This window comes from Streptomyces sp. NPDC007157 (genome assembly GCF_040634235.1).
In the GTDB taxonomy this organism is placed as follows: Bacteria; Actinomycetota; Actinomycetes; order Streptomycetales; family Streptomycetaceae; genus Streptomyces.
Window position 1 is genome coordinate 106,373 of the sequence record NZ_JBEYFE010000030.1, and the last position, 16,250, is coordinate 122,622.

The following is a 16,250-nucleotide window of genomic DNA, read 5'->3' on the forward strand; positions in this document are numbered from 1 at the left end:
TCCGAAGGGCCGACCGCGCCCTGGGGACTCGGGGCTACTCTGCTACGCACCGACGGACGGCCGCCGTCCCCCGCGTGCCGTCGGATCCGTCGACCGCTCACACACGCCCACGCCACGGAGGCCCGTCATGGGCACCATCGTCCTATCCGGAACTGTCGTCCTGGTCATCCTCGGATTCGGAAACCACAACTGGTGGCTCGCCGCAGTCGCCGTGCTCTTCCTGTACGTCCACTACGGGCGCGGCTCGTCGTCGGCATCCTCGTCGGGCGGTCCGTCCGGCGGGGGCGGGGGCACGCCGAACGACTACAAGACGTACCGCGACCGCCGTGACCGTCAGGCCAAGTGGGAGCGCCGCTACCGGCGCGAGCGCCCCCTGGAGTTCCGGCGTCAGGAGCGGAACAAGGGCCAGTAGGGGCCCGCGGGTGGGTGTCCACTGGCCGGTCCCGCGGGTGGGTGTCCCCGGCCGGTCCCGCGGGTGGGTGTCCCCGGCCGGTCAGAGGCCGGGGGCACCCCACACCGGGAACCAGCGGCTGAGGTCCTGCTCGATCCGCAGGTCGTTCGCGAGGGTCGCCTTCATCTGCAACTCCAGCGCGCTGTCGCGCCGTTCACCGGAGCCGGGCAGCGGCGCGAAGGGGTAGAACGTCGCCCGCTTGTAGAGATAGACGAGCGCGAGCCTGCGCCCGCGCTCGTCTTCGAAGGAGGCCAGGGAACAGAGCAGTTGCGGGCCGAAGCCGTTGACCTCCATCGAACTGTTCACCGCGTGCAGGTCGTTGACCAGCTGCGGAAGCTGGTCGGGGGTGCGCCGCGAGACCAGCCAGGAGTACCCGTAGTGGTCCTGGCTCAGCTCCACCGGGGAGCCGTTGCGTTCGGTGTCCGCGTCGAGGAGCGCCTGCACCTCGCGGTGGGTCTGCTCGAAGGCCGCGCCCTCCACGGTGGCGAAACACACCGCGCCCAGGCCGGTGGGCCGGAACCCGGCGGCCGCCTCCAGGGTCACCGCCGCCGACGGCAGTGCGAACAACTGGTCGAGGTCGGGGGCGACGGGCTTGGTGCGGCCGAGCAGGATGTCCAGGAACCCCATGCTCACCCGGCCTTCCCGGGCGTCGCCGCCTCACCCAGCTCCGCCGAGATCCGCCCCAGCTGCTCGAGCCGCTGCTCCAGGGGCGGGTGGGTGGAGAAGAAGCGCTCGATGCCGGGCTCCTTGCCGGTCGCCGGGGTGAAGTAGAACGCGTTGAAGGCCTGGGCGGTACGGAGGTCCTTGGTCGGAATCCGGGCGATGTCGCCGGAGACCTTGGTGAGCGCCGACGCCAGCGCGGAGGGGCGCCCGGTGAGCTGGGCCGCGGCCCGGTCGGCCGCCAGCTCCCGGTACCGGCTCAGCGCCCTGATCAGCAGGAAACTGATCGCGTACACGGCGGCGGAGACCCCGATGATGGCGGCGAAGACCGCGGCCGTGTTCTGGTCACGCCTGCCCCCGCCGAAGATCTGCGAGTAGAAGGCGAACCGCACGACCAGGCCCGCGATCACACCCAGGAAGGACGCGACCGTGATCACGGCGACGTCCTTGTGCGCGACGTGCGACAGCTCGTGTGCGAGGACCCCCTCCAGCTCGGCGGGTTCCAGCCGCCGCAGCAGGCCCGTGGTCACACAGACGACGGCGTGATCGGGATTCCGCCCGGTGGCGAACGCGTTCGGCATGTCCATCGCGGACACGGCGACCACGGGTTTCGGCATGTCGGCGATGGCACACAGCCGGTCCACCACCGCGTGCAGCTCGGGATACTCCTCGCGTTCCACGACCCGCCCGTGCATGGCGAACATCGCGATCCGGTCGGAGAACCAGAACTGTGCCACGAACATCGCGCCCACCAGTACGACGACCAGCAGCCACGACTTCAGCAACACGATCAACGCGGCAACGAAGCCGACGTACAACAATCCGAGCAGGAACAGCGTGACCGTCATCCGCACGGTCAGTCGCCGGTCGCTCCGGAAGCGGCTCTGCATCTGCCATCACCCCGCAGTCAGGCACTCGTCCCGCTGTCCAGTGTGCACCTGCCGGGGCCCATGGAAAGGTTCCGAACGTCCCTAGTAGCGGCAAAAGGTCCCTGTGAAGGCGCGGCGCCGTGGCGGCCGGGCGCGCCCACGCGGCGGAGCCGCACATCGATACGGCCCCGCGCCCCTTGCCGGGCGCTAGTACGGCGAACGCGTCTGTATGTAACCCAGCAGCACGATCACCGCTGCCACGCACCCCAGTACCACCGCCGTCGACACCCACGACGACCGTCGCGGTCCCACCGGTCCCGGCTCCGGCCGGAACGGTACCGGGTCCGGCGGGTTCTCCCGCCACCGGGCGGCCAGCATGCGCGCCCGCGCGGACGGCTCCTTGTGCTCCGCCTCGGCGGCCCACCTGAAGTCGAACTCGTGCTGGTCGTCGTCCTGTTGGGACATCCCGATTCCCCCGTCTCGAACATGAGTACACCCGCACGATACGACGGTGCCCCCGCCCTGAGAAACCAGGAGCGGGGGCGCCGAGAGCCGCGAACGGCGTCTGTCACACGTCGAAGGAAAGGACCGCCGGGCGCCGACCAGGGCCGTCAGCCGGCGTGGATGATCATGTCGACCAGGGTCTTGGCCGCGGCCCGCAGCCGGGACGGATCCCGGTACACGCTTTCGATGACGACGTTGCCGCGCGTCATGGTGACCAGGACCCGCGCTGCCTCGACCGGCGGGACCGTCAGCAGACCGGCGGCGTCGTCCTGGGAGAGCCGCTCGGCGAGGACGCATTCCAGGCCGTCCAGTAGGCCTTGCAGCGCGGCCCGGATGGGTTCCGTTCCGGCCCGGGTGTCGGTGGCCGTCTTGGTCGACAGACAGCCCCGGGCGGGGGTGCCCGCAGTGAGGGACTCGATGGTGAAGTCGAAGAAGTCCAGCAGCGCTTGCCGCAGGTCAGGGTGCGCGAGCCGCGCTGCGGCGTCGGCGAGGAAGGCGTCTTTGTAGTCCTTGAAGACGCGTAGGAACAGCGCCTCCTTGTCGTGATACGCGTTGTAGAGCGAACCGCGCTGAACGCCGGTTGCGATCGCCAGGTCTGCCATCGAGGTGGCGCCGTAGCCCTGATGCCAGAAGACGTTCAGGACCTGCTCCAGCACCTGCTTTTCGTCGAACTGACGTCGCCCTGCCATGCCCTCATGCTAGCCATTTTTGACGCAGTCGTCAAAGTTTGCAACACTGTCAAACATGACGGGGCTGTCAAAGATGGCAGCCCATTGATCGGGGGCAAGGCCCCCCGCCCCCACATGGAATTGATGCGCGGATCAGCGCAGCAAAGGAGTGAACCCATGACCCGCAGGCGAGTACTCATCACGGGCGCGTCCAAAGGCATCGGCCGCGCCCTCGTCGAGCAGTTGGCAGGAGAAGGTCATACCCCCGTGGGTATCGCCCGCAGCGCACCGCAGTCCTTTCCCGGCGAGTTCTACGAAGCCGATCTTTCCGACCGTGCGGCCACCGATCAGGTCCTGGACGAAGTGCTGGCCGCGGGACCGGTCGACGCCGTGGTGAACAATGTGGGCGTGGTGCGACCCGCGCCCCTCGGGCGGGTCGATCTTTCCGACCTCGACACGGTGCTCGACATGAACGTGCGCACCGCGGTCCAGATCGTCCAGGCCGTCCTGCCCGGCATGCTCGAACGGTCCTGGGGCCGCGTCGTGAACGTCACCAGCCTGGTCACCCTGGGCTTGCCCGATCGAACGTCCTACGGTGCGGCCAAAGCCGCCAAGGAGTTCTTGACGCGAGGCTGGGCCGGAGAGCTCGCTGCACACGGAATCACCGTCAACGCCGTCGCCCCGGGCCCCACCGAGACCGAGTTGTTCACGAAGACCAACCCGCCTGGGTCGGACTCCGCCGCCCGCTACCTGGCGGGCGTTCCCATGGGAAGGTTCGGGCGCCCGGACGAGCTCGCTGCCGCCATCGCCTTCCTGCTCTCCGAGAAGGCGGGTTTCATCACCGGCCAGACCCTGCGCGTCGACGGCGGTGCGAGCCTCGGCCGCAACAGCGCCTGAGAGCGGCTGAGGCGATGGGGTGTATTGGCGCTGCAGGCCGTGACCGTGTGGCGAGTTGAGCGTCGCCGAGATCCTCACCGGCAAGATGACCGACTGCGCTACCGGCCCCGAGCACCGGCATCTGGTCTGGCAGAAAGGTCCTCACCACGCGGCATGCGCTCCCGGGTCGTAGGGCTGGCGGACCCCGTGAACACGATGACAGGCGCCATGCGGCGTACCTGGCGCGGACACAGGGACCCGGTAAGGCCGCTGAACCGACCTGAGCGACGGTGCGGCCGGAAGCTCTCGACACCGGCCCGCGGTGCTGGGCCCGAAACAGGCCGTGGGCCGTGCCCTTCCGGCGAAGGAAGAGCACGGCCCACGGCCCACAGACGGCCCAGGGGAGCGGATACCCACTCTGACCTGGGGCGATATCACACGTCGAAGTACAGCTCGAACTCGTGCGGGTGCGGACGCAGCTGCAGCGGGGCGATCTCGTTGGTGCGCTTGAAGTCGATCCACGTCTCGATCAGGTCGGACGTGAAGACGTCACCGGCGAGCAGGAACTCGTGGTCGCGCTCCAGGGAGTCGAGGACGGCCGGCAGGGAGGTCGGGACCTGCGGGACGCCCGCGTGCTCCTCGGGGGCCAGCTCGTAGAGGTCCTTGTCGATCGGCTCGGCCGGCTCGATCTTGTTCTTGATGCCGTCCAGGCCCGCGAGCAGCAGCGCCGAGAAGGCGAGGTACGGGTTGCCGGAGGAGTCGGGCGCGCGGAACTCGACGCGCTTGGCCTTCGGGTTCGAACCCGTGATCGGGATACGCATCGCGGCCGAGCGATTGCGCTGCGAGTACACCAGGTTCACCGGGGCCTCGAAGCCGGGCACGAGGCGGTGGTACGAGTTCACCGTGGGGTTGGTGAAGGCGAGCAGCGACGGGGCGTGCCTGAGGATGCCGCCGATGTAGTAGCGGGCGGTGTCCGACAGGCCCGCGTAGCCGGCCTCGTCGTAGAACAGCGGGTCGCCGTTGGCCCACAGCGACTGGTGCACGTGCATGCCCGAGCCGTTGTCGCCGAAGATCGGCTTCGGCATGAAGGTCGCGGTCTTGCCGTTGCGCCAGGCCACGTTCTTCACGATGTACTTGAAGAGCTGGAGGTCGTCGGCGGCCGCGAGCAGCGTGTTGAACTTGTAGTTGATCTCCGCCTGGCCGGCGGTGCCGACCTCGTGGTGCTGGCGCTCGACCTTCAGGCCGTTCTTCTCCAGCTCCAGGGAGATCTCGGCGCGCAGGTCGGCGAAGTGGTCGACCGGCGGGACCGGGAAGTAGCCGCCCTTGTAGCGGACCTTGTAACCACGGTTGTCCTCCAGGGCACCGGTGTTCCAGGCACCCGCCTCGGAGTCGATGTGGTAGAAGGACTCGTTCGCGGTGGTCGCGAAGCGGACGGAGTCGAAGACGTAGAACTCGGCCTCCGGGCCGAAGTACGCGGTGTCGGCGATACCGGTCGACGCCAGGTACGCCTCCGCCTTCTTCGCCACGTTGCGCGGGTCACGGGAGTACTGCTCGCCCGTGATCGGGTCGTGGATGAAGAAGTTGATGTTGAGCGTCTTGTCGCGGCGGAAGGGGTCGATCCGCGCCGTCGACAGGTCCGCGCGCAGCGCCATGTCGGACTCGTGGATCGCCTGGAAACCGCGGATCGAGGAACCGTCGAAGGCGAGCTCCTCGTCCGGGTCGAACGCATCGACGGGCACCGTGAAGTGCTGCATGACGCCCGGCAGGTCGCAGAACCGGACGTCGACGAACTTGACGTCCTCGTCAGCGATGAACTTCTTGGTCTCGTCGGCGTTCTGGAACATCCAGCTCCTCCTACTTCCGGGCGTTCCCGCGCCGGGGTGGTAGTTCGTTCGTGCGGCCAGTGCGGTGGCACACGTTGTCCTCGACCCTAGGGACGGGTGATTTCTCGGGCGTGACCCATTTGTTTCGCTGAAGTTAACCGGCCTTGTTCCACCGTAGCCCCGCGGCACCCCGCCGGACCCCGGGCGTTAGCCCGGGCAGTACCGTGGTCGGGTGGACAACAGGCAAGCAATGGGATCGTGGCTCTCGGGGCCCCGCGCGGCCATGGAAGAGGCCGGTGCGGAGTTCGGGTACCGGGGTGAGCAGCTCGGTCTGCCGGAGGACGGGCCGGGCTCCATCGCCCGGCCGGGGCGACGGCTCGGTGCGCTGGTCGTGGACTGGGCGCTGTGCGTCTTGATCGCATACGGCCTGATCACCGACGGCTACAACCCGGCGACGACCGGCAACTGGGCACTGCTCGTCTTCTTCGTCCTGGGGGTCCTGACCGTCGGTACGATCGGCTTCACGCCGGGTAAGCGGCTGTTCCGGCTGCGCGTGGTCGGTGTGGAGACGGGGCGGGTGCAGCCGCTGCGCGCGCTGGCCCGCACGGTGTTGTTGTGCCTCGCGATCCCGGCGCTGGTGTGGGACCGGGACGGCAGGGGGCTGCACGATCGCCTTGCGAAGACCGTGGAGGTCCGGATCTGAGGTAGTCGTTCGGCTGCCGGCCGGTGGGGGGCTGGTCGCGCAGTTCCCCGCGCCCCTGACGGGCGCCGTGGTCGCGTCAGCTACATGGCTGCGGGCAATCTGCCGCAGGGCGGCGCGGGTGGGCGCGGCGGCACCCTGCAAGCGCCGGTAAGCGTCCCCACCCCCCCCCGGCTCACCGCCTCCGCAGCAGCCGGGCCAGTACGTCCCGCAGCTCTCCCTCCGGATCCGGCACCGCGCCCTCCGAGCGCCAGGCCACGAATCCGTCCGGACGTACCAGCACCGCACCGTCCGCCGTCGTCCCGTGCGCCGCCGCCCAGTCCATGTCCTCCCCGTCGGGCACGAGGTCCGCCCCCGCCGCCCCGACGCGGTAGGTGTCCAGTCGTAGCCGCTCCGTGTCCGCGATCCGGCGGGCGGCCGCGTGCCAGGCCGCACCCGCCGCCGAGGCCGCGTCGCTGAGCAGCACCAGGGACCGCTCGTACAGGTCGAGCGTGGAGAGCCGTTCGTCCGCGCGGCGCAGCCACAGATGAGGGGCCCGGCTGCCCGGCTGCCCGGTCAGGTTCATCCCATCGGGTACGACCGGCTGGCCGGGCTCCGCGCCGAGGACCGCGCCCTTCGGGTACCGGTAGCCGAGGACGACGTTGAGGATGCCGCCGCGCTTGCCGGCGCCGATGCCCGGCGCGGGCGCGAACCCGGGATGGCTGTGCTCCACCGAGCGGGCCGAGGCACGGGCGCTGGTGGCCAGGGCGACCGGGCGGCGCTCGGCGTCGTACGACTCCAGCAGCCCGGGGCCGGCCCAGCCGTCGAGGACGGCCGCCAGCTTCCACGCCAGGTTGTGCGCGTCCTGGATGCCGGTGTTGGAGCCGAACGCGCCGGTCGGGGACATCTCGTGCGCGGAGTCACCGGCCAGGAAGACCCGCCCGGACGAGTACTGTTCGGCGACCCGTTCGGCGGCCCGCCAGGAGGCGCGGCCGGTGATCTCGACGTCCAGGTCGGGGACGCCGACCGCCCGGCGGATGTGCCGGGTGAGGCGCTCCTCGGTGAACTCGTCGAGGGTTTCGCCGCGTTCGGGGTGCCACGGGGCGTGGAAGACCCAGCGCTCCTTGTTGTCGACGGGCAGCAGCGCGCCGTCCGCCTCCGGGTCGGTGAGGTAGCAGCAGATGAACCGCCGCTCCCCGACGGTGCGGGCGAGCAGCTTGGAACGGAAGGTGATGCTCACGTTGGCGAACAGGTCGCCGGGGCCCGTCTGGCCGATGCCGAGCCGGCCCCGGACCGGGCTGCGCGGGCCGTCGGCGGCGACCAGGTAGTCCGCGCGGACGGTGTACATCCGGTCGGAGTCACGGTCGCGTACGTACGCGGTCACTCCTTCGGGGTCCTGTTCGAAGGACTCCATCTCGTGGAAGTAGCGCAGTTCGCCGGTGCGGGATTCGGCCGCCTGGCGGAGCACGGGTTCGAGGTCGTTCTGGCTGCACAGGCACCACCCCGTAGGGCTGAATCTCGCGAGTCCGCCGCCGGGATCGATCTCCTTGAACAGCCATTCGTCGGCGTCGCCGACCAGCGTCGGGGTCTGCAGGATGCCGTGGTTGTCGGCGAGGAGTGAGGCGGCGGACTTGATGTCGGGCTCGATGCCGGCCTTCCGGAACAGCTCCATAGTCCGCACGTTGTTGCCCCGGCCGCGTGGATGGACCGAGGTCCCGGAGTGCCGTTCGACGAGCATGTGGCGTACGCCCAGACGGCCCAGGAAGAGGGACATGGACAGGCCCACGAGGGAGCCGCCCACGACGAGGACGGGGACCTGGTGATCGGTTCTGCGCTGCATCGGGGACTCCAGGGGCGGGTGGTGGTGCGTCAGGTGCGTCGGAACTTCCATGCCCCTTCCGCGCCCCTTCCCGAGGGGTTCCGTGTGCTCAATCACCCACCTGGTTCACGCGAGTCGCGCGCTTCGGAGGACCGGCACAGGATCAAAAAGCGCTGACGCCGCGTCATCGGCGAAGGCGCAGGCCGTTGCCCCCGCGAAGGAGATGTGCGAAGCATGACGACGATCTCGGAAAAGGTTTCGGAAAAGCTGACCCGCCCGGTGTCGAAACGGGTCTCCCAGTCCGTCTTCGACGGCTCGAGGCTCCGGGTCGTCCTGCTGGTGGACGTCTTCGACGGCGCGCAGCAGGAGTTCCTGGAGGCCTACGAGCAGCTGTGCAACCAGGTCGCCCAGGTGCCCGGTCACGTCAGCGACCAGCTCTGCCAGTCGATCGAGAACCCCTCGCAGTGGCTGATCACCAGCGAGTGGGAGAGCGCCCCGCCGTTCCTCGCCTGGGTGAACAGCGAGGAGCACGTGGAGATGGTCAAGCCGCTGCACAACTGCGTGCGCGACACCCGTTCGCTCCGCTTCCAGGTCGTCCGCGAGACCGGCGGGCCGGCGGTGGACGCGGTGCGGGTCCTGCAGGAAGAGCCGCGGATGGGCGACGGCGTGATCCGCCACGCGCTCACCTTCACGGTCCGGCCGGGCAGTGAGGCCCAGGTCGCGAAGATCCTCGCGGACTACGCCTCGCCCGAGGCCAAGGTCGACGACTCCACCCGGCTGTGCCGCACCTCCCTGTTCATGCACGGCAACCGGGTGGTGCGGGCCATCGAGGTGCGCGGCGACCTGATGGTCGCCCTGCGCCACGTCGCCCGGCAGCCCGAGGTGCGGGCCGTGGAGGAGGCCATCAACCCCTACCTGGAGCAGGACCGCGACCTCGACGACCAGGACTCCGCACGGGTGTTCTTCACCCGGGCGGCGCTGCCGGCCGTGCACCACGTCAGCGGCGTCGAGGAGCTGGCCGAGGGCGACCGTCACGCGCTCTACTACCCGGCCCGCCCGGGCTGCGGGATGCGGCTCGCCGAGCTGCTCGCGCAGCAGGACGAGGCCGCGGCCGAGGACCCGGCGAGCGCGGTGCTGCACAGCACGGTCTTCCAGCGCGACGACGTCGTCGTACGGCTGGTCGAGCAGCGGCCCGGCACCCCTGTGGACGCCGTCCCGGCCCATGCGCTGACCGCCCTGCTGGACGGCGACGCGGTGCGGATGAAGCTCCTCACCGACCGTCGCTCGCCCGACGCCTGACCCCCACCACCGCCGGATCACCCTCACGGAGGAACGTAGAGATGAAGCCCATTCCAAAGATCGTGGACCTCAGCGAGATCGAGCCCAACACGCGTCGCGGCGGCGACCTGCGCGCCATGCTCACCCCGGCCACGGTGGGTTCCACCAGCGGTTTCATGGGTGTGGCCATCGTGCAGCCGGGCGACCGCATCGCCGAGCACTACCACCCGTTCTCCGAGGAGTTCGTGTACGTGGTCTGCGGTGAGATGGAGGTCGACCTGAACGGCGAGCCGCACCCGCTGCGGCCCGAGCAGGGTCTGATGATCCCCATCAATATGCGCCACCGCTTCCGCAACGTGGGCGATGTCGAGGCCCGGATCGTCTTCCACCTCGGCCCGCTGGCCCCGCGCCCGAGCCAGGGTCATGTCGACACGGAGGAGACGGACGCCGCCGTCGCCGTGGGGCAGGTCCGGTCGTGACCCGGCGCGTGGCGGTTACGGGCATAGGCATCGTGGCTCCGGGGGGTGTGGGCGTACCGGCGTTCTGGGACTTGCTCGCCTCCGGCCGGACCGCGACGCGCGGCATCACCTTCTTCGACCCCTCCGGCCTCAGATCGCGGATCGCCGCCGAGTGCGACTTCGACCCGGCGGCGCACGGCCTGGACGCCGAGGAGATCGAACGGGCGGACCGGTACATACAGTTCGCCCTGGTCGCCGGTGACGAGGCGGTCCGGGACTCCGGTCTCGACCTGGGCCGGGAGAACCCCTGGCGGGTCGGGGTGTCCCTGGGTACGGCGGTCGGCGGCACCACCCGTCTGGAGCACGACTACGTCCTGGTGAGCGCCGGCGGCCAGCACTGGGACGTGGACCACCGGCAGGCGGGGCCCCAGCTGCACCGGGCGTTCTCGCCGAGCACCCTGGCCTCCGCGGTGGCGGAACGTTTCGGCGCCCAGGGTCCGGTGCAGACCGTCTCCACCGGCTGCACCTCGGGCCTGGACGCCGTCGGCTACGCCTTCCACACCGTGCAGGAGGGCCGCGCCGACATCTGCATCGCCGGTGCCTCGGACTCCCCGATCTCCCCGATCACCATGGCCTGCTTCGACGCGATCAAGGCCACCTCCCCCAACAACGACGACCCCGAGCACGCCTCACGCCCGTTCGACAACCGCCGTGACGGGTTCGTCATGGGCGAGGGCGGCGCGGTGCTCGTCCTGGAGGAGCTGGAGCACGCCAAGGCCCGCGGCGCGCACATCTACTGCCAGCTCGACGGCTACGCCACCTTCGGCAACGCCTACCACATGACCGGTCTCACCAGCGAGGGCCTGGAGATGGCCCGCGCCATCGAGACCGCCCTGGACCACGCCCGCCTCGACCCCACCGCCATCGACTACGTCAACGCCCACGGCTCCGGCACCCGGCAGAACGACCGCCACGAGACCGCGGCCGTGAAGAAGGCGCTCGGGCAGCACGCGTACAGCACGCCCATGAGCTCCATCAAGTCCATGGTGGGCCACTCGCTCGGCGCCATCGGCGCGATCGAGGTCGTCGCCTGTGTGCTCGCCCTGGCCCACCAGGTCGTCCCGCCCACCGCGAACTACGAGACCCCCGACCCCGAGTGCGACCTCGACTACGTGCCGCGCGTCGCCCGCGAACGGCGCCTGGGCGGCGTCCTGTCCGTGGGCAGCGGGTTCGGCGGCTTCCAGTCCGCGGTGATCCTGACCCGGCAGAGAGGACGGACACGATGAGCGAACCGCGTTCTCGGCGGGCGGCCGTCACCGGTATCGGTGTCGTCGCGCCCAACGGAACCAGCACCGAGACCTTCTGGAAATCCGTCCAGGAGGGACGCAACGTCCTCGACAAGGTGACCCGCGACGGCTGCGACCACCTGCCCATGAAGGTGGCCGGAGAAGTCCGCGACTTCGACCCGACGGCCGCCGTCGAGGAACGCCTCATCGTCCAGACCGACCGCTTCACGCACTTCGCGATGGCCGCGGCCGACCTGGCACTCGAGGACGCCCGGCTCGGCCGCGCCGACACCGACGGCTCGCCCTTCGACATCGGCGTGGTCACCGCGGCCGGCTCCGGCGGCGGCGAGTTCGGCCAGCGCGAGCTCCAGCAACTCTGGGGCAAGGGCAGCCGGTACGTCGGCCCCTACCAGTCCATCGCCTGGTTCTACGCGGCCAGCACCGGCCAGATCTCCATCCGGCGCGGCTTCAAGGGACCCTGCTCGGTGGTCGCCGCCGACGAGGCCGGCGGCCTGGACGCCCTGGCGCACGCCGCGCGCGCGGTGCGACGCGGCACCGACGTCATCGTGGCCGGTTCCACCGAGGCGCCCATAGCTCCGTACTCGATGGTCTGCCAGCTCGGCTACGAGGAACTCAGCCGGGAGACCGACCCGACCCGCGCCTACCGCCCGTTCACCGAACAGGCCTGCGGGTTCGTGCCGGCCGAGGGCGGCGCCATGCTCGTCGTGGAGGACGTCGGCTCGGCCCGGCGACGTGGCCTGCCGGTACGGGCCACCCTCGACGGACACGCGTCGACCTTCACCGGGGCCTCCCGCTGGGCCGAGTCGAGGGCCGGGCTCGCCCAGGCGATCCGTGGCGCCCTCGCCGAGGCCGGCTGTGCCCCGGAGGAGATCGACGTGGTCTTCGCCGACGCCCTCGGCGTCCCGGCGGCCGACCGGGCGGAGGCGCTGGCCATCACCGACGCCCTCGGCGCGCACGGCAGGCGGGTGCCCGTCACCGCGCCCAAGACCGGGATCGGCCGGGGGTACTGCGCGGCCCCCGTCCTGGACACCGCCGCGGCGGTGCTCGCCATGGAACACGGCCTGATCCCGCCGACCCCGGGTGTCCACGACATCTGCCACGACCTCGACCTCGTGACGGGCAGCGCCCGCGCCGCCGCACCACGCACGGCGCTGGTCCTCAGCCGGGGACTCATGGGGTCGAACTCGGCACTCGTGCTGCGCCACGGCGCGGCCGGGTGATCCGGCGAAAAAACAGCTGCCCAGCAGCGAAGAAGAAGGAGTCCCAATGAGCATCACCGTGGACGAACTGTCCGAACTCATGAAGAAGGCCGCCGGCGTCACCGTCGCCCCGACCGACCTCCAGGACCGGGCCGACAGCGGCTTCGACGCCCTCGGCGTCGACTCGCTCGGCCTGCTCGGCATCGTCGGCGAACTGGAGAACCGGCACGGCGTGCCCATGCCGGTGGACGCCGAGCGGTGCAAGACCCCCCGCCAGTTCCTCGACCTCGTCAACAGCGCCATGCCCGCGGGAGCCTGACATGACCGGACACACCCAGAACGAGATCACCATCGCCGCGCCCGTCGACCTGGTCTGGGACATGACCAACGACGTGGCCAACTGGCCCCAGCTGTTCAGTGAGTACGCCGACGCCGACATCCTCGAGGAGGTGGGGAACAAGGTCACCTTCCGGCTGACCATGCACCCCGACGAGAACGGCAAGGTGTGGAGCTGGGTCTCCGAGCGCGAGGCGGACCGCGCCCACCTGCGGGTCAAGGCCCGCCGGGTCGAGACCGGCCCGTTCGCGCACATGGACATCCTCTGGGAGTACGAGGAGGTCCCCGCCGGCACCCGGATGGTCTGGACCCAGGACTTCGCGATGAAGCCGGAAGCCCCCGTCGACGACGAGTGGATGACCGACAACATCAACAGGAACTCCAAGGTCCAGATGGCGCTGATCCGGGACAAGATCGAGAAGGCGGCCACCCGCCGGCGCCCCGACCCGGCCCTGGCCGACTGAGCCGGCCGCCAGGAAGACAGGAACGGAGAGACACGTGCACCAGGCCCTGATCGTCGCCCGTATGGCACCGGGCTCCGGCCCCGACATCGCGAAGGTGTTCGCGGAGTCCGACCGGGGAGAGCTGCCGCATCTCGTCGGGGTGGTCCGGCGCAGCCTCTTCCAGTTCGGTGATGTGTACATGCATCTCATCGAGTCCGAGCGCGAGCCGGGACCGGCCATCGCCAAGGTCACCTCGCACCCCGACTTCAGGGACGTCAGCGACCGTCTCACGGCGTACGTCAGCGCGTACGACCCGGAGACCTGGCGCTCCCCGAAGGACGCGATGGCCCAGCGCTTCTACCTCTGGGAGCGCGACGGCGGCGCGTGAACCCTCGCCCCGCCGTACGCCAACGGTGCCGGACCCGCGCAGAACGCGGGCCCGGCACCGGCATGTCCGGGACCTGCCTCAGGCGGGCACCGTGCAGTCGAAGGCGTGCAGATACGGGTTGACCGGGCGGATGTCGTCGACGCTCAGACCCGCGTCGGTCAGCCGGCGCACCATGCTGTCCGTGGTGTGCTTGGCGCCGCCGACGTTCAGGAGCAGCAGCAGGTCCATCGCGGTGCTGAACCGCATCGACGGGGTGTCGTCGACCAGGTTCTCGATCACCACCACCCGGGCCCCGGGACCGCCCGCCGCGACCACGTTGGCCAGCAGCTGCGCGGTGGACTCGTCGTCCCACTCCAGGATGTTCTTGATGATGTAGGCGTCCGCGTCGACCGGCACGGCCTCCCGGATGTCACCCGGCACGATGCGCGCCCGGTCCTCCAGGTCGCCGCCCGAGCGCAGCCGCGGCAGGGCCTTCTCCACCACCTTCGGCAGGTCCAGCAGATAGCCCTTCATCGCCGGGTACTTGTCCAGCAGACAGGCCACCACATGCCCCTGGCCGCCGCCGAGGTCCGCGACCGACCGGCTGCCGGACAGGTCGAGCAGGGCCGCGACCTCACGGGCCGACTGCTCGCTGGAGGTGGTCATCGCCCGGTTGAAGACGTCCGCCGACTCCGGGGCGTCCTCGTTCAGGTAGACGAAGAACTCCTTGCCGTAGAGGTCCTCGATGACGTTGCGGCCGCTGCGCACGGCCTCGTCGAGCTTCGGCCAGGCGTCCCAGGTCCACGGCTCGGTGCACCACAGGGCGATGTACCGCAGGCTGTGCGGGTCGTCCTCGCGCAGCAGCCGGGAGGTCTCGGTGTGGGCGAACGTCCCGTCCGGGCGCTCGGCGAAGACGCCGTAGCAGGACAGGGCGCGCAGCAGTCGGCGCAGCGGCCCGGGGTCGGTCTTCACCGTGGACGCCAGGCTCTCCACGGTCATCGGGGCGTCCCCGAGCGCGTCCGCGACGCGCAGCCGGGCGGCCGCGCGGACGGCGGCGGCACAGGCCGCCCCGAACACGAGCTCGCGCAGCCGCATCGACGGCGGCGGTGCGTCGCCCCGCGCCGGGTCCTTCGGCGCCGAGAGGTCGCGTGCTGGTGCGGTCATGTGCCGCCTTCCTTCCTGGTGGGGGTGTCGTACGGCCGTCAGGTCAGCACAGACCGGCGGGCTTGGACTTCTTGCAGGTGTTGCTCTTGAAGCTGTTGCCGTGCTTGGCGGCTTCCTGGTTGATCAGGTCGGCGGGGGCGTTGCCCGACAGCTTGTTGCGGGTGATCTGGTTCTTGTCGCTGGTGGCGCCAACGAAGCTCTTGACGACCACGACACCGCCCGACATCGGGGACTTGCCCGAGTTGCCGGTGACCGTGTTGCCGGTGATCAGGGTGTCCTCGGCGCCGGTCAGGACGATGCCGGAACCCTGCAGGAACGACAGCCGGGCGGTCTTCTTGCAGTACTTGTTGTTCTTCACGACCTGGTTGTCGGCGACCGTGATGTGACCGGCCTTCGGCTTGTTCTCGTCGCCGACGACGAACACGCCCGCGCAGTTCCCGGTCACCGAGTTGTCCGAGACCGTCAGGTTGCGCAGCCGGCGCACGGTGGCGCCGATCCGGTTCTTCTCCAGCAGGTTGTGGTCGACCACCGTGCCGTCGGTGTCGGTGGCGCCCTTCTCCGCGGTGATGGAGTTGGCGAGGAACAGGCCCGCGTCGCCGTTGCTCCGGGCGACGTTGTACCGGTAGGTGCTGTGCACGGAGCGCTCTTCGGCGATGCCCCACTGCCCGTTCTTCACGGCGGCCACGCCGTGCACGTTCAGGTTGGCCGTGCCGACCGCCATGACGCCGGTCCGGGAGAACCCGGTCACGGTCATCCGGGCGATGGTGACGTCCTCGACGGGCCGGCTCTTGGTGCCGACCACGCAGATGCCGTTGCCCATCGCCGCGCAGGACTTCTCGGCGGCGGCCTTCTTGGTCACGGCCTTCTTGGACTTCTTGGCCGGCTGGAGCACGGTCTCCGGGCCCACGCCGCGCAGCGTGAGGCTGGGCGTGGTCACCTTGACGCTCTCGTGGTAGGTGCCGGCCAGCACGAGGACGGTGTCGCCGGGCTCGGCCGCGTCCACGGCCTTCTGGATCGACTCACCCGGATGCACCTCGAGGATGCGGTGGGCTGCGGTCGCCGGGGCGGCGCCGAGCAGGGAGCCGCACAGGGCGGCGGCACAGGCGAGGTATGTGATATGGCGTTTTGTCACATTTGGCAGGTTAGGAGCCGATGACCCGATTACCCGCTGGATAGGCCGTTCGGCGGCGTGTCATCGGGCCGCGACGGGCCGGACCGGAGAACACGAAGGGGGGGGGGGGGGGCGGGGGGCCCCCCCCCCCCCCCGGGGGGGGGGGGCGCCCCCCCCCCCCCCCCCCCCCCCGGGGCCGGCAGACCGGAGGGCGGCGCCCCCCCCGGGAGGAGCAACA

General features: G+C 70.2%; 18 protein-coding genes and 1 pseudogene. 10 read left to right on the forward strand and 9 right to left on the reverse strand.

Annotated features, from left to right (window positions below):
* Positions 1-127 precede the first annotated feature (127 nt).
* Positions 128-412 carry a hypothetical protein gene (locus ABZ642_RS38645; protein WP_360493673.1) on the forward strand — a complete coding sequence of 95 codons (285 nt, stop codon included), beginning with the start codon at positions 128-130 and terminating at the stop codon, positions 410-412.
* 81 nt (positions 413-493) lie between these two features.
* On the opposite strand, the gene ABZ642_RS38650 is transcribed toward ABZ642_RS38645, so the two are convergent.
* From ABZ642_RS38650 to ABZ642_RS38665, 4 genes are all read right to left on the reverse strand, one after another.
* Complete coding sequence (locus ABZ642_RS38650; protein WP_360493732.1) at positions 494-1,078, reverse strand: hypothetical protein; 585 nt, start codon at positions 1,076-1,078, stop codon at positions 494-496.
* Positions 1,079-1,080: 2 nt separating this feature from the next.
* Positions 1,081-2,001 (reverse strand): zinc metalloprotease HtpX, encoded by a 921-nt coding sequence (gene htpX / locus ABZ642_RS38655; RefSeq protein WP_360493676.1) that lies wholly within the window; start codon positions 1,999-2,001, stop codon positions 1,081-1,083.
* Between the two features lie 186 nt (positions 2,002-2,187).
* Positions 2,188-2,445 carry a hypothetical protein gene (locus tag ABZ642_RS38660; RefSeq protein ID WP_360493679.1) on the reverse strand — a complete coding sequence of 86 codons (258 nt, stop codon included), beginning with the start codon at positions 2,443-2,445 and terminating at the stop codon, positions 2,188-2,190.
* Between the two features lie 146 nt (positions 2,446-2,591).
* Positions 2,592-3,173: a TetR/AcrR family transcriptional regulator gene (locus ABZ642_RS38665; RefSeq protein WP_360493682.1), complete on the reverse strand. Its 582-nt coding sequence runs from the start codon at positions 3,171-3,173 to the stop codon at positions 2,592-2,594.
* Between the two features lie 156 nt (positions 3,174-3,329).
* Between ABZ642_RS38665 and ABZ642_RS38670 the strand changes: the two genes are divergently transcribed.
* Positions 3,330-4,049, forward strand: a complete 720-nt coding sequence (locus ABZ642_RS38670) for an SDR family oxidoreductase (RefSeq protein ID WP_360493685.1) — start codon at positions 3,330-3,332, stop codon at positions 4,047-4,049.
* Positions 4,050-4,189: 140 nt separating this feature from the next.
* Here ABZ642_RS38670 and ABZ642_RS38675 read toward each other — a convergent pair.
* Positions 4,190-4,258, reverse strand: a pseudogene (locus ABZ642_RS38675) (YdcF family protein); the annotation flags it as partial.
* 204 nt (positions 4,259-4,462) lie between these two features.
* Positions 4,463-5,872 (reverse strand): type I glutamate--ammonia ligase, encoded by a 1,410-nt coding sequence (glnA, locus tag ABZ642_RS38680; RefSeq protein WP_360493688.1) that lies wholly within the window; start codon positions 5,870-5,872, stop codon positions 4,463-4,465.
* Positions 5,873-6,083: 211 nt separating this feature from the next.
* Here glnA and ABZ642_RS38685 point away from each other — a divergent pair, with 211 nt between their 5' ends.
* Positions 6,084-6,554: an RDD family protein gene (locus ABZ642_RS38685; protein ID WP_360493690.1), complete on the forward strand. Its 471-nt coding sequence runs from the start codon at positions 6,084-6,086 to the stop codon at positions 6,552-6,554.
* A 172-nt stretch (positions 6,555-6,726) separates the two neighbouring features.
* On the opposite strand, the gene ABZ642_RS38690 is transcribed toward ABZ642_RS38685, so the two are convergent.
* Complete coding sequence (locus ABZ642_RS38690) at positions 6,727-8,370, reverse strand: FAD-dependent monooxygenase (RefSeq protein ID WP_360493735.1); 1,644 nt, start codon at positions 8,368-8,370, stop codon at positions 6,727-6,729.
* A gap of 213 nt (positions 8,371-8,583) precedes the next feature.
* On the opposite strand from ABZ642_RS38690, the gene ABZ642_RS38695 reads away from it, so the two are divergent.
* Genes ABZ642_RS38695 through ABZ642_RS38725 form a run of 7 tightly spaced genes read left to right on the forward strand, consistent with a single transcriptional unit; the run spans position 8,584 to position 13,758 of the window.
* A complete protein-coding gene (locus ABZ642_RS38695) occupies positions 8,584-9,648 on the forward strand; it encodes a SchA/CurD-like domain-containing protein (protein ID WP_360493693.1) in 1,065 nt (354 codons plus the stop codon).
* Positions 9,649-9,689: 41 nt separating this feature from the next.
* Positions 9,690-10,106: a cupin domain-containing protein gene (locus ABZ642_RS38700; RefSeq protein ID WP_360493696.1), complete on the forward strand. Its 417-nt coding sequence runs from the start codon at positions 9,690-9,692 to the stop codon at positions 10,104-10,106.
* Positions 10,103-11,371, forward strand: a complete 1,269-nt coding sequence (locus tag ABZ642_RS38705; RefSeq protein ID WP_360493699.1) for a beta-ketoacyl-[acyl-carrier-protein] synthase family protein — start codon at positions 10,103-10,105, stop codon at positions 11,369-11,371. Before ABZ642_RS38700 ends, ABZ642_RS38705 begins: the two co-directional genes overlap by 4 nt.
* Complete coding sequence (locus tag ABZ642_RS38710; RefSeq protein WP_360493702.1) at positions 11,368-12,612, forward strand: ketosynthase chain-length factor; 1,245 nt, start codon at positions 11,368-11,370, stop codon at positions 12,610-12,612. Before ABZ642_RS38705 ends, ABZ642_RS38710 begins: the two co-directional genes overlap by 4 nt.
* 46 nt (positions 12,613-12,658) lie before the next feature.
* The gene (locus ABZ642_RS38715) at positions 12,659-12,910 is read left to right on the forward strand and encodes an acyl carrier protein (protein WP_360493705.1); all 252 of its coding nucleotides are present in this window, start codon (positions 12,659-12,661) and stop codon (positions 12,908-12,910) included.
* A 1-nt stretch (position 12,911) separates the two neighbouring features.
* The gene (locus ABZ642_RS38720) at positions 12,912-13,391 is read left to right on the forward strand and encodes an SRPBCC family protein (protein ID WP_360493708.1); all 480 of its coding nucleotides are present in this window, start codon (positions 12,912-12,914) and stop codon (positions 13,389-13,391) included.
* A 34-nt stretch (positions 13,392-13,425) separates the two neighbouring features.
* Complete coding sequence (locus ABZ642_RS38725) at positions 13,426-13,758, forward strand: TcmI family type II polyketide cyclase (protein ID WP_360493711.1); 333 nt, start codon at positions 13,426-13,428, stop codon at positions 13,756-13,758.
* A 78-nt stretch (positions 13,759-13,836) separates the two neighbouring features.
* Here ABZ642_RS38725 and ABZ642_RS38730 read toward each other — a convergent pair whose 3' ends face one another.
* Together ABZ642_RS38730 and ABZ642_RS38735 are read right to left on the reverse strand one after the other, a co-directional pair.
* A complete protein-coding gene (locus ABZ642_RS38730) occupies positions 13,837-14,901 on the reverse strand; it encodes a methyltransferase (RefSeq protein WP_360493714.1) in 1,065 nt (354 codons plus the stop codon).
* Positions 14,902-14,944: 43 nt separating this feature from the next.
* Complete coding sequence (locus ABZ642_RS38735) at positions 14,945-16,033, reverse strand: NosD domain-containing protein (RefSeq protein ID WP_360493717.1); 1,089 nt, start codon at positions 16,031-16,033, stop codon at positions 14,945-14,947.
* Positions 16,034-16,250: the final 217 nt, after the last annotated feature.

What these genes read in the sequence shown, in the direction of transcription:
- ABZ642_RS38665 (WP_360493682.1), bottom strand. Translation starts at nt 3,173, where the DNA reads ATGGCAGGGCGACGTCAGTTCGACGAAAAGCAGGTGCTGGAGCAGGTC.
- glnA (WP_360493688.1), bottom strand. Translation starts at nt 5,872, where the DNA reads ATGTTCCAGAACGCCGACGAGACCAAGAAGTTCATCGCTGACGAGGAC.
- htpX (WP_360493676.1), bottom strand. Translation starts at nt 2,001, where the DNA reads ATGCAGAGCCGCTTCCGGAGCGACCGGCGACTGACCGTGCGGATGACG.
- ABZ642_RS38710 (WP_360493702.1), top strand. Translation starts at nt 11,368, where the DNA reads ATGAGCGAACCGCGTTCTCGGCGGGCGGCCGTCACCGGTATCGGTGTC.
- ABZ642_RS38660 (WP_360493679.1), bottom strand. Translation starts at nt 2,445, where the DNA reads ATGTCCCAACAGGACGACGACCAGCACGAGTTCGACTTCAGGTGGGCC.
- ABZ642_RS38730 (WP_360493714.1), bottom strand. Translation starts at nt 14,901, where the DNA reads ATGACCGCACCAGCACGCGACCTCTCGGCGCCGAAGGACCCGGCGCGG.
- ABZ642_RS38695 (WP_360493693.1), top strand. Translation starts at nt 8,584, where the DNA reads ATGACGACGATCTCGGAAAAGGTTTCGGAAAAGCTGACCCGCCCGGTG.
- ABZ642_RS38650 (WP_360493732.1), bottom strand. Translation starts at nt 1,078, where the DNA reads ATGGGGTTCCTGGACATCCTGCTCGGCCGCACCAAGCCCGTCGCCCCC.
- ABZ642_RS38690 (WP_360493735.1), bottom strand. Translation starts at nt 8,370, where the DNA reads ATGCAGCGCAGAACCGATCACCAGGTCCCCGTCCTCGTCGTGGGCGGC.
- ABZ642_RS38670 (WP_360493685.1), top strand. Translation starts at nt 3,330, where the DNA reads ATGACCCGCAGGCGAGTACTCATCACGGGCGCGTCCAAAGGCATCGGC.
- ABZ642_RS38700 (WP_360493696.1), top strand. Translation starts at nt 9,690, where the DNA reads ATGAAGCCCATTCCAAAGATCGTGGACCTCAGCGAGATCGAGCCCAAC.
- ABZ642_RS38720 (WP_360493708.1), top strand. Translation starts at nt 12,912, where the DNA reads ATGACCGGACACACCCAGAACGAGATCACCATCGCCGCGCCCGTCGAC.
- ABZ642_RS38715 (WP_360493705.1), top strand. Translation starts at nt 12,659, where the DNA reads ATGAGCATCACCGTGGACGAACTGTCCGAACTCATGAAGAAGGCCGCC.
- ABZ642_RS38645 (WP_360493673.1), top strand. Translation starts at nt 128, where the DNA reads ATGGGCACCATCGTCCTATCCGGAACTGTCGTCCTGGTCATCCTCGGA.